Source organism: Klebsiella sp. KPN54798, from assembly GCF_021184225.1.
GTDB classification, from domain to species: domain Bacteria; phylum Pseudomonadota; class Gammaproteobacteria; order Enterobacterales; family Enterobacteriaceae; genus Klebsiella; species Klebsiella pneumoniae.
Map to the genome: position 1 here is coordinate 5,150,379 of NZ_CP089234.1, position 12,740 is coordinate 5,163,118.

At 53.1% G+C, this 12,740-nt stretch carries 8 protein-coding genes; all 8 read right to left on the reverse strand.

The window, feature by feature from the left end; all coding sequences use genetic code 11:
• Positions 1–392: 392 nt before the first annotated feature.
• The 8 genes from rpoC to secE all read right to left on the reverse strand — a co-directional run bounded on the left by rpoC (position 393) and on the right by secE (position 12,612).
• A complete protein-coding gene (gene rpoC / locus LPQ25_RS24705; protein WP_002884146.1) occupies positions 393–4,616 on the reverse strand; it encodes a DNA-directed RNA polymerase subunit beta' in 4,224 nt (1,407 codons plus the stop codon).
• A 76-nt stretch (positions 4,617–4,692) separates the two neighbouring features.
• Positions 4,693–8,721 carry a DNA-directed RNA polymerase subunit beta gene (rpoB, locus tag LPQ25_RS24710; protein ID WP_004901914.1) on the reverse strand — a complete coding sequence of 1,343 codons (4,029 nt, stop codon included), beginning with the start codon at positions 8,719–8,721 and terminating at the stop codon, positions 4,693–4,695.
• A gap of 324 nt (positions 8,722–9,045) precedes the next feature.
• Positions 9,046–9,411: a 50S ribosomal protein L7/L12 gene (gene rplL, locus LPQ25_RS24715; protein WP_002884142.1), complete on the reverse strand. Its 366-nt coding sequence runs from the start codon at positions 9,409–9,411 to the stop codon at positions 9,046–9,048.
• 66 nt (positions 9,412–9,477) lie between these two features.
• Positions 9,478–9,975 carry a 50S ribosomal protein L10 gene (rplJ, locus tag LPQ25_RS24720; RefSeq protein WP_001207203.1) on the reverse strand — a complete coding sequence of 166 codons (498 nt, stop codon included), beginning with the start codon at positions 9,973–9,975 and terminating at the stop codon, positions 9,478–9,480.
• A 413-nt stretch (positions 9,976–10,388) separates the two neighbouring features.
• Complete coding sequence (gene rplA, locus LPQ25_RS24725; protein ID WP_002884036.1) at positions 10,389–11,093, reverse strand: 50S ribosomal protein L1; 705 nt, start codon at positions 11,091–11,093, stop codon at positions 10,389–10,391.
• Positions 11,094–11,096: 3 nt separating this feature from the next.
• Positions 11,097–11,525 carry a 50S ribosomal protein L11 gene (gene rplK / locus LPQ25_RS24730; RefSeq protein WP_002884034.1) on the reverse strand — a complete coding sequence of 143 codons (429 nt, stop codon included), beginning with the start codon at positions 11,523–11,525 and terminating at the stop codon, positions 11,097–11,099.
• Positions 11,526–11,681: 156 nt separating this feature from the next.
• Positions 11,682–12,227 (reverse strand): transcription termination/antitermination protein NusG, encoded by a 546-nt coding sequence (nusG, locus tag LPQ25_RS24735; RefSeq protein WP_001287521.1) that lies wholly within the window; start codon positions 12,225–12,227, stop codon positions 11,682–11,684.
• 1 nt (position 12,228) lies between these two features.
• Positions 12,229–12,612: a preprotein translocase subunit SecE gene (gene secE, locus LPQ25_RS24740; protein WP_002883772.1), complete on the reverse strand. Its 384-nt coding sequence runs from the start codon at positions 12,610–12,612 to the stop codon at positions 12,229–12,231.
• Between the last annotated feature and the right edge of the window lie 128 nt (positions 12,613–12,740).

The following is a 12,740-nucleotide window of genomic DNA, read 5'->3' on the forward strand; positions in this document are numbered from 1 at the left end:
CAGAGCCTGTCCACTCAGATCTAAAAATGATCCCTACCTGCCTCTCGGGATTATTTCTGCGCCAGACCGGGAGAAGCATGAGATGCGGCTATCCCTCTCCAGCGCCGTCGCGCCGAAGATACAGCAACAGAAGTAATCCCATGATTCATCAGGTATTTTGAATATATACCCTTTGAATTGATTATTTTTTGATATGAGTAGAAGTTTTACCCATACATAAAGAAAGGTTTTAGAAAAAGGCTTCTAATAGATATTTTGCATGAATTAATTGCTAAGAAAATGAAGATTTAATATGTCGTAAATGTAATTAAGGGCCGGGAAAGCGGCGAAAAATAGACAATAAAAAAAGCCGGTCAGGAAACCTGACCGGCTTTTTAGCAGTGCATCAACGATTAATCGTTGTCAGAACCGCCCAGACCTGCGTTCAGCAGCTCTGCCAGGTTGGCAGACGCTTCTTCCACGCTCACCTGCGGTGCCGCCGGCAGCTCGCCAGCAGCGCGACGGCGCATACGATCCTGGTGATACGCATAACCGGTACCGGCCGGGATCAGACGACCCACGATGACGTTCTCTTTCAGACCGCGCAGTTCGTCGCGTTTGCCCGCAACGGCTGCTTCGGTCAGCACGCGAGTGGTCTCCTGGAACGATGCCGCGGAGATGAAGGACTCGGTGGCCAGAGACGCTTTGGTGATACCCAGCAGATCGCGGGAGAACGTTGCGCCCACTTTGCCGTTCGCTTCCAGTTCGCGGTTCGCGATCTTGACGCGGGAGTATTCCACCTGCTCGCCTTCGAGGAAGTCGGAGCTGCCTGCGCTTTCGATGGTGGCTTTACGCAGCATCTGACGAACGATAACTTCGATGTGCTTATCGTTAATCTTAACGCCCTGCAGACGGTATACGTCCTGGACTTCGTTAACAATGTAACGGGTCACAGCATGTACGCCACGCAGACGCAGAATGTCGTGCGGTGCTTCCGGACCGTCGGAAACCACATCACCACGTTCCACACGTTCACCTTCGAACACGTTGAGCTGACGCCATTTCGGGATCATCTCTTCGTACGGCTCGCTACCGTCTACCGGGGTGATAACCAGGCGACGTTTCCCTTTGGTTTCTTTACCGAAGGAAATGATACCGCTGATTTCAGCCAGGATAGCCGGCTCTTTCGGACGACGTGCTTCGAACAGGTCCGCAACGCGCGGCAGACCACCGGTGATATCCTTGGTACCGCCGGATTCCTGCGGAATACGCGCCAGGGTGTCACCCGAGCTGATCTGTACGCCATCTTCCAGCTGAACAATCGCTTTACCCGGCAGGAAGTACTGAGCAGGCATATCAGTGCCTGGGATCAGAACGTCGTTGCCCTGAGCATCAACGATTTTCAGTGCTGGACGCAGATCTTTACCACCTGCGGTACGTTCTGCAGAGTCCAGAACCACCAGCGAAGACAGACCGGTCAGCTCGTCAGTCTGACGAGTAATGGTCTGGCCGTCGATCATGTCAGTGAAACGGATGAAACCGCTAACTTCGGTGATAACCGGCATGGTGTGCGGATCCCAGTTTGCGACGGTTTCACCGCCGGCAACCTGCTCACCGTCGCCTTTCGCCATAACCGCACCGTAAGGTACTTTATAGCTCTCTTTGGTACGACCGAATTCGTCGATCAGCTTCAGCTCGGTATTACGGGAAGTGATAACCAGCTTACCACTGGAGTTCACAACCGACTTCGCGTTGCTGAGCTTGATGCTACCTTTGTTTTTCACCTGGATGCTGGATTCAGCAGCCGCACGAGATGCCGCACCACCGATGTGGAACGTACGCATCGTCAGCTGTGTACCCGGCTCACCGATGGACTGTGCCGCGATAACGCCGATAGCCTCACCTTTGTTGATGAGGTGGCCACGCGCCAGATCACGACCATAGCAGTGCGCGCAGACGCCAAAGTCGGTGTCACAGGATACAACGGAACGCACTTTGACGGAGTCAACGGAGTTCGCTTCCAGCAGGTCACACCAGTGCTCATGCAGCAGCGTGTTGCGTGGAACCAGAATATCCGCGGTACCCGGCTTCAGAACATCTTCCGCAGTCACACGACCCAGTACGCGATCGCGCAGCGGCTCTTTAACGTCGCCACCTTCGATAACCGGCGTCATGGTGATGCCTTCCAGGGTGCCGCAGTCGTCTTCAGTGACGACCAGGTCCTGCGCAACGTCAACCAGACGACGGGTCAGGTAACCGGAGTTCGCTGTTTTCAGTGCGGTATCCGCCAGACCTTTACGAGCACCGTGGGTGGAGATGAAGTACTGGAGTACGTTCAGACCTTCACGGAAGTTCGCGGTGATCGGCGTTTCGATGATGGAGCCATCCGGCTTCGCCATCAGACCACGCATACCAGCCAGCTGACGAATCTGTGCCGCAGAACCACGCGCACCGGAGTCGGCCATCATGTAGATGCTGTTGAAGGAAACCTGCTGCTCTTCCTGACCGTCACGGTTAATCACGGTTTCGGTTTGCAGGTTATCCATCATCGCTTTGGATACACGATCGTTCGCCGCAGCCCAGATATCGATAACTTTGTTGTAGCGTTCGCCCGCGGTCACCAGACCGGACTGGAACTGTTCCTGAATCTCAGCAACTTCCGCTTCCGCTTCGCTGATGATTTCGTATTTTTTCTCCGGGATGACCATGTCATCGATACCAACGGATGCACCTGAACGCGCTGCGTAAGCAAAGCCGGTGTACATCGTCTGGTCCGCAAAAATAACGGTCGGTTTCAGACCCAGAATACGGTAACAGGTGTTCAGCATCTTGGAGATCGCTTTCTTACCAAGCGCCTGGTTCACGATAGAGAACGGCAGACCTTTCGGTACGATCATCCACAGAATGGCACGGCCAACGGTCGTGTCTTTCAGGCTGGTTTTCGCGACAAACTCACCATTGTCGTCTTTTTCGTATTCAGTGATACGCACTTTAACGCGCGCATGCAGAGAGGCCAGGCCGGCGCGATAAATACGCTCAGCTTCTTTCGGGCCAGTCAGCACCATGCCTTCGCCTTTGGCGTTAACACTGTCACGGGTCATGTAGTACAGACCCAGTACAACGTCCTGAGACGGAACGATGATTGGTTCGCCGTTCGCCGGGGACAGGATGTTGTTGGTAGACATCATCAGCGCACGCGCTTCCAGCTGGGCTTCCAGCGTCAGCGGTACGTGAACAGCCATCTGGTCACCATCGAAGTCGGCGTTGTATGCCGCACAAACCAGCGGGTGCAGCTGGATGGCTTTACCTTCGATCAGAACCGGTTCGAATGCCTGAATACCCAGACGGTGCAGGGTTGGCGCACGGTTCAGCAGGACCGGGTGTTCGCGGATAACTTCGTCCAGGATATCCCAAACGACAGCTTCTTCGCGCTCAACCATCTTCTTAGCGGCTTTGATGGTGGTGGCCAGGCCACGCAGTTCCAGCTTGCCGTAGATGAACGGTTTGAACAGCTCCAGCGCCATTTTCTTCGGCAGACCGCACTGATGCAGACGCAGGTATGGACCTACGGTGATAACAGAACGACCGGAGTAGTCAACGCGTTTACCGAGCAGGTTCTGGCGGAAACGACCCTGTTTACCTTTGATCATATCGGCCAAAGATTTCAGAGGACGTTTGTTAGAACCGGTGATCGCACGACCGCGACGACCGTTATCCAGCAGGGCGTCAACCGCTTCCTGCAGCATACGTTTTTCGTTGCGTACGATGATATCCGGCGCAGCCAGATCCAGCAGACGTTTCAGACGGTTGTTACGGTTGATCACGCGACGATACAGATCGTTGAGGTCAGACGTCGCGAAACGACCACCGTCCAGCGGAACCAGCGGACGCAGATCTGGCGGCAGTACCGGCAGAACGGTCAGGATCATCCACTCCGGCTTGTTGCCAGACTGAACGAAAGCTTCCAGCAGCTTAATGCGCTTGGTCAGCTTTTTACGCTTGGTTTCGGAGTTGGTTTCGTTCAGCTCTTCACGCAGCTGCTCGCATTCCTGCTCCAGATCCATATTGCGCAGCAGCGCCTGGATCGCTTCCGCGCCCATTTTCGCGTCGAATTCGTCACCAAACTCTTCCAGCGCGTCCAGGTACTGTTCTTCCGTCAGAATCTGGTTGCGTTCGAGGTTGGTCATGCCACCTTCGATAACCACATAGGATTCAAAGTACAGTACACGTTCGATATCGCGCAGCGGCATATCCAGCAGCAGACCGATACGGGACGGCAGGGATTTCAGGAACCAGATGTGCGCAGTCGGACATGCCAGCTCGATGTGGCCCATGCGCTCACGACGCACTTTAGTCTGGGTCACTTCAACGCCGCACTTCTCACAGATCACACCGCGGTGTTTCAGGCGCTTGTACTTACCGCACAGGCACTCATAATCTTTTACCGGCCCAAAGATACGGGCGCAGAAAAGGCCGTCACGCTCAGGCTTGAACGTACGGTAGTTAATGGTTTCCGGCTTTTTAACTTCACCGAAAGACCATGAACGGATCATGTCTGGCGAAGCCAGAGCAATTTTGATCGCATCAAACTCTTCGGTTTTAGTTTGCGCTTTCAGAAACTTTAATAAGTCTTTCACGGATTTGCTCCCGTCGGAGTTAGCACATTCCGCTGCCGGGCGTTAACCCGGCAGCAGTGACCTGTTTGAGCGAGAATTACTCGTCTTCCAGTTCGATGTTGATGCCCAGCGAGCGAATTTCTTTCAACAGTACGTTGAAGGATTCCGGCATGCCCGGTTCCATCTGGTGATTGCCGTCCACGATGTTTTTATACATCTTGGTACGACCGTTCACGTCATCAGACTTAACGGTGAGCATTTCCTGCAGGGTGTAGGCCGCGCCGTATGCTTCCAGCGCCCACACTTCCATCTCACCGAAACGCTGACCACCGAACTGTGCCTTACCACCCAGCGGCTGCTGAGTAACCAGGCTGTAAGAACCGGTGGAACGAGCGTGCATTTTGTCGTCGACCAGGTGGTTCAGTTTCAGCATGTACATGTAACCCACGGTTACCGGACGTTCGAACTGTTCACCGGTGCGGCCATCAAACAGGGTGATCTGACCGGAAGTCGGCAGGTCGCCCAGCTGCAGCAGCTCTTTGATTTCAGCTTCTTTCGCACCGTCGAATACCGGCGTTGCGATCGGCATGCCTTTACGCAGGTTTTCAGCCAGACGCAGAACTTCTTCATCGCTGAAGGTATTCAGGTCAACTTTCTGGCGAACGTCAGCGCCCAGATCGTAAGCACGCTGGATGAATTCGCGCAGTTTCGCGACTTCCTGCTGCTGCTTCAGCATGGCGTTGATCTTATCGCCGATGCCTTTTGCAGCCATACCCAGGTGAGTTTCAAGGATCTGACCGATGTTCATACGAGACGGTACGCCCAGCGGGTTCAGTACGATATCTACCGGCGTACCGTTAGCATCGTGCGGCATATCTTCGATCGGGTTGATCTTAGAGATAACACCCTTGTTACCGTGACGACCTGCCATCTTATCACCAGGCTGGATACGGCGTTTAACGGCCAGATATACCTTAACAATCTTCAGCACGCCCGGTGCCAGATCGTCGCCTTGGGTGATTTTACGGCGTTTCGCTTCGAGTTTTTTCTCGAACTCGTGTTTCAGTTCGTCATACTGCTCAGCCAGCTGTTCCAGCTGATTTTGTTTCTCTTCGTCGGTCAGGCCCAGTTCCAGCCAGCGATCGCGAGGCAGCTTGTCGAGCTTCTCAGCTTCAACGCCACCGGAGACCAGCACCGCGTAGATACGACTGAACAGACCGGCTTCGAGGATCTGCAGTTCTTCAGACAGGTCTTTTTTGGCCTGCTTCAGCTGCATCTCTTCGATTTCCAGAGCACGTTTGTCTTTTTCTACGCCGTCACGGGTAAAGACCTGAACGTCGATAACGGTACCGGAGACACCGTTCGGTACGCGCAGAGAAGAGTCTTTAACGTCAGACGCTTTCTCGCCGAAGATCGCGCGCAGCAGTTTCTCTTCCGGCGTCAGCTGGGTTTCACCTTTCGGCGTTACCTTACCAACCAGAATGTCGCCGCCGGTCACTTCCGCACCGATATAAACGATACCGGATTCATCCAGTTTGGAGAGCGCAGCTTCACCCACGTTCGGGATGTCAGCGGTGATCTCTTCCGGCCCCAGCTTGGTGTCACGGGACACGCACGCCAGTTCCTGAATGTGGATAGTGGTGAAACGGTCTTCCTGGACAACACGCTCGGAAACGAGGATGGAGTCTTCGAAGTTGTAACCGTTCCACGGCATGAACGCTACACGCATGTTCTGACCCAGCGCCAGCTCACCGAGGTCGGTGGACGGGCCGTCTGCCAGCACGTCGCCGCGCTCAATAGGTTCGCCCAGGGACACGCAAGGCATCTGGTTGATGCAGGTGTTCTGGTTAGAACGGGTGTACTTGGTCAGGTTATAGATGTCGATACCTGCTTCGCCCGGGTACATCTCGTCTTCGTTAACTTTGATAACGATACGGGAAGCATCCACGTACTGAACGGTACCGCCACGTTTAGCCACGGCAGTAACACCGGAGTCAACGGCAACAGCACGTTCCATACCGGTACCAACCAGCGGCTTATCAGCGCGCAGAGTCGGAACCGCCTGACGTTGCATGTTCGCACCCATCAATGCACGGTTGGCGTCATCGTGTTCCAGGAACGGGATCAGGGACGCACCGACGGATACCACCTGCTGGGTGGATACGTCCATGTAGTCAACCTGGTCGCGGCTGAACAAGCTGGATTCGCCTTTGCTACGGCAGGTAACCAGATCTTCTACGAAGTGGCCGTTTTCATCCAGGTTGGAGTTCGCCTGAGCGATAACGTAGTTGCCTTCTTCGATAGCAGACAGGTAGTGAATTTCGTCAGTAACCACACCGTCGGTCACTTTACGATACGGCGTCTCAAGGAAGCCATATTCGTTGGTCTGCGCGTACACGGACAGGGAGTTAATCAGACCGATGTTCGGACCTTCAGGCGTTTCGATCGGACATACGCGACCGTAGTGGGTCGGGTGTACGTCTCGAACTTCGAAGCCTGCGCGCTCACGGGTCAGACCGCCTGGGCCGAGTGCGGAGATACGACGTTTGTGCGTAATCTCAGACAGCGGGTTGTTCTGGTCCATAAACTGAGACAGCTGGCTGGAACCAAAGAACTCTTTCACTGCTGCGGAAATCGGCTTGGCGTTGATCATATCCTGAGGCATCAGGGTATCCAGATCGCCAAGAGACAGACGCTCTTTCACCGCACGCTCTACACGTACCAGGCCAACGCGGAACTGGTTTTCCGCCATTTCGCCAACGGAACGGATACGACGGTTGCCGAGGTGGTCGATATCGTCCACTTCGCCTTTACCGTTACGGATATCGATGAGCTTCTTCATCACTTCGATGATGTCGTCTTTGCTCAGGATACCGGAACCTTCGATTTCGTCGCGCAGCAGAGAACGGTTGAACTTCATACGACCAACCGCGGACAGATCGTAGCGGTCTTCAGAGAAGAACAGGTTCTCAAACAGACTTTCAGCGGCTTCACGAGTCGGCGGCTCGCCAGGGCGCATCATGCGGTAGATTTCTACCAGCGCGCTCAGACGATCGTTAGTCGGGTCGACGCGTACCGTTTCAGAGATGTACGGGCCGTGGTCCAGATCGTTGGTGAACAGCGTTTCGATACGCTTGTGGCCAGACTGGCTCAGCTTAGCCAGCAGATCCAGGCTCAGCTCCATGTTCGCCGGGCAGATCAGTTCGCCAGTCGCTTCATCGATATAGTCTTTAGCCGCCACTTTGCCCGCGATATATTCAACCGGCACTTCGATATGCTTGATATCGTCTTTTTCCAGCTGACGGATATGACGAGCCGTGATGCGACGGCCTTTCTCAACGTACACTTTGCCATTGGCTTCGATATCGAAGGAGGCAGTTTCACCGCGCAGACGCTCCGGAATCAGCTCCATCTGCAGCTTGTTGTCGCGAATTTCAAAGACCACTTTTTCGAAGAACAGGTCAAGGATCTGCTCAGTGGTGTAATTCAGCGCGCGCAGGATGATGGTAGCCGGCAGCTTACGACGACGGTCGATACGAACGAACAGGTTGTCTTTCGGGTCGAATTCGAAGTCCAGCCAGGAACCGCGGTAAGGGATGATACGTGCGTTATACAGAACCTTACCGGAGGAGTGGGTCTTACCTTTGTCACTGTCAAAGAAGACGCCCGGGCTACGGTGCAGCTGAGAAACGATAACACGCTCGGTACCGTTGATAACAAAGGTACCGTTGTCGGTCATGAGCGGAATTTCGCCCATGTAGACTTCTTGTTCTTTAATGTCTTTGACGGTGCCTTCTGGCGCTTCGCGCTCGTAGATCACCAGACGCAGTTTTACGCGCAGCGGTGCAGAATAAGTCACGCCACGGATCTGACATTCTTTAACGTCAAAAACCGGTTCGCCCAGACGGTAGCTGACGTATTGCAGCTCGGAATTACCGCTGTAGCTCTGAATCGGGAATACGGAACGGAAAGCAGCTTCCAGACCATACTGCCCTTCAGGATCTTGCTCGATAAACTTCTGGAACGAGTCAAGCTGGATAGAAAGGAGATATGGCACATCCAGAACTTGTGGACGTTTACCAAAATCCTTACGAATACGTTTTTTCTCGGTATAGGAGTAAACCATAGGGTTCCTCAGCTCGCTGACAAGTCGACCCATCTGCCCGCAGAGGGCAGTTTTTTATGCAACACTATTTTGTTGACCGGAAAATGGAACACTTTCCGCAATGCCTGTTGCTATCACGCTTAAACCATTTCATTGCGATTTACACAGCCCAGGAACCCTAACCTGTCGCAGTATATTAAGTCGTCGATAGAAACAAGCATTGAGAGGCAAACCAGTAGTCAAACAGCGTGAAACGCTACTGGCGCCTTACAGCGCAAAAAGGCTGGTGACCAAAAAGTCACCAGCCTCAGCCTGATTTCTCAGGCTGCAACCGGAAGGGTTGGCTTATTTAACTTCAACTTCAGCGCCAGCTTCTTCCAGAGATTTTTTCAGAGCTTCAGCGTCGTCTTTGCTGATGCCTTCTTTCAGTGCAGCCGGAGCAGATTCTACCAGGTCTTTAGCTTCTTTCAGACCCAGGCCAGTTGCGCCACGTACTGCTTTGATAACAGCAACTTTGTTAGCGCCAGCAGCTTTCAGAATTACGTCGAATTCAGTTTTTTCTTCAGCAGCTTCAACCGGGCCAGCAGCTACAGCTACAGCAGCAGCAGCGGAAACACCGAATTTTTCTTCCATTGCAGAGATCAGCTCAACAACGTCCATTACGGACATAGCGGATACTGCTTCAATGATTTGATCTTTAGTGATAGACATTTAAATTGTTCCTGAATATCAGAATAAGTTTATACGTAAGCGAATGCTTTACAAAGATAACTGCGATTAAGCAGCTTCTTTCGCATCGCGTACAGCAGCCAGAGTACGAACCAGTTTGCCAGCCGAAGCTTCTTTCATGGTTGCCATCAGGCGTGCAATTGCTTCTTCGTAGGTCGGCAGAGTTGCCAGGCGGTCGATCTGCGACGCCGGGATCAGCTCACCTTCAAAGGCAGCGGCTTTGACCTCAAATTTTGCATTCGCTTTCGCGAACTCTTTGAACAGACGAGCAGCAGCGCCCGGGTGTTCCATAGAGTATGCAATCAGGGTCGGACCAACAAACGTGTCTTTCAGGCACTCGAACTGAGTACCTTCAACGACGCGGCGCAGCAGGGTGTTACGAACAACACGCATGTATACGCCAGCTTCACGACCTGCTTTACGCAGTTCAGTCATTTTATCTACAGTTACGCCACGGGAATCCGCAACTACTGCAGACAGCGCGCCTTTGGCTACTTCGCTGACTTCAGCAACAATCGCTTGTTTGTCTTGAAGATTTAAAGCCATTAGCTTTGCTCCTGGATGTTTGCCAGAGCCTATGCTCTGGAACTCACTTCACTCAATTCAACGAAAAGAGCGTCTAAATACGGTGAGCAGAAACAAGCCAGAATATCCAAAAATAATCTTAGCGTTCTGTCACCGTCTACGCAGGGGATTAAGTTTCTTGCGAAACACCTGCGGTCTTCGACGGAGGCCTGGATAGGCCAGGCTCCAACGAACAAATTCTTCCTATGACTTCGTCCTTCGAACCGCAGCGGCGTTAGCTGCTCTCGTTCACACCGGTCATGTAGTTAACTACACTCCCGGTGATTCACTCGATTGCTGCCTTGCTGCAATTCAAATGACTCGCATAGCGTCTGTCTTATTGACAGAATCGTGGGGGTAAGATTGTAGACAAAAGCACCGCCCACGTAAAGGCATTAGTTTGCAGAAGCGTTCAGGCCAGCCTGATCTACTGCAACACCTGCACCCATAGTGGTGGAGATGCTAACTTTCTTGATGTACACGCCTTTCGCCTGAGTCGGTTTTGCTTTTTTCAGCGCAACCAGCAGAGCTTCCAGGTTTTCTTTCAGTTTGTCAGCGTCAAAGTCCACTTTACCGATGGTGGTGTGGATGATGCCGTTTTTGTCGTTACGGTAACGAACCTGGCCTGCTTTCGCGTTTTTAACCGCTTCAGCAACGTTCGGAGTTACGGTACCTACTTTCGGGTTCGGCATCAGGCCACGCGGACCCAGAACCTGGCCCAGCTGGCCAACAACGCGCATTGCATCCGGGGAAGCAATAACAACGTCAAAGTTCATTTCGCCTTTTTTGATCTGCTCAGCCAGATCTTCCATACCTACCAGCTCAGCGCCTGCAGCTTTAGCAGCTTCAGCGTTTGCGCCCTGGGTAAATACGGCTACGCGAACGGAGCGGCCAGTACCGTGCGGCAGTACAGTTGCGCCACGGACGTTCTGGTCAGATTTACGAGCGTCGATGCCGAGGTTAACGGCAACGTCTACGCTTTCGGTAAATTTAGCTGTGGCCAGCTCTTTCAGCAGAGCAATGGCTTCGTTGATGTCGTACTGTTTAGTTGCATCAACTTTCTCACGGATCACGCGCATGCGCTTGGTCAGTTTAGCCATTTCTTAGTCCTCCACTACCAGGCCCATGGAACGTGCAGTACCTTCGATGGAGCGAGTCATCGCTTCAATGTCGGCACCAGTCATGTCGGCAGCTTTGGTCTGCGCGATTTCCTGCAGCTGAGCGCGGGAGATTTTACCCACTTTATCTTTGTTCGGCTTACCGGAACCAGACTTGATGCCTGCAGCTTTCTTCAGCAGAACAGCAGCCGGCGGAGTCTTGGTAACAAAGGTAAAGGAACGGTCAGCGTAAACGGTGATAACAACCGGGATCGGCAGACCTTTCTCCAGGGAATCAGTTTTGGCGTTGAACGCTTTGCAGAATTCCATGATGTTCACGCCCTGCTGACCCAGTGCTGGGCCGACCGGCGGGCTCGGGTTCGCCATACCAGCTGCAACCTGCAGCTTGACGTAGGCTTGGACTTTCTTAGCCATTCTTAAATCCTCAAAATGGGTATTAACGCTTCAGAGAAGCTCCCCGTGATTAAACATCGTTTTACGGGCCGGGCCCATAAAAACAAAAGGCGCGAAATTGTATGCCAATTTCGCGCCCTATGCAACGATTAAATCGCTGCTTTTTTGATCGCCGGCTTACGCCTTCTCAACCTGGCTGAAGTCCAGTTCTACCGGGGTCGCACGACCGAAGATAGAAACGGAAACTTTCAGGCGGGACTTCTCATAGTCCACTTCTTCCACCACGCCGTTAAAGTCAGCGAACGGACCGTCGTTAACGCGAACCATTTCACCCGGTTCAAACAGCGTTTTCGGACGCGGCTTATCGCCAACCTGCTGCAGACGATTCATGATGGCGTCGACTTCTTTGTCGCTGATCGGCGCCGGACGGTCAGAGGTGCCGCCGATGAAGCCCATCACGCGCGGTACGCTGCGCACCAGGTGCCAGCTTGCGTCGTTCATGACCATCTGAACCAGGACATAGCCCGGGAAGAATTTACGTTCGCTTTTGCGACGCTGGCCGCCACGGATCTCAACCACTTCTTCGGTCGGGACCATGACTTCGCCAAATAACTCTTCCATGTTGTGTAATTTGATATGTTCACGCAGCGACGTGGCTACGCGACCTTCAAAACCGGAAAACGCCTGAACGACGTACCAGCGCTTTTTAGGAGCTTCAGACATCTCAGAACCTCAGGCCAGTGATAAAGGAGACCAGGCGAACCAGAATACCATCCAGTCCCCACAGGATCAGTGACATTACTGCAGTCACGGCAGCAACAATCAGCGTAGTATGCAGCGTTTCCTGGCGAGTCGGCCAAATCACTTTACGAACTTCGGTTCTCGCTTCGCGAGCAAAAGCAACGGTCGCCTTACCTTTCGTCGTCAACAGCGCGACGCCACCGGCAGCAGCAATAAGAATAACCACGGCCAGCGCACGCACCGCCAGCATAATGTCACGATAAAGGAAGTTGCCCACGATCGCCACGATCAGCAGCACGGCAACGATAATCCACTTCATCGCTTCCAGGCCGCGCCCGCTCCCTTGAGCTTCGGTATTCGCACTCATAAACCAACCTGTCAGAAGTATTCTACAAACAATTTCACCCCGCGGGGGCGAGGCGATCCAAACCGAAATTAAGTTTCGGATTATACACTTAACTATTCAAATTGCTTCAATGTTGACGGTGGTGTCAC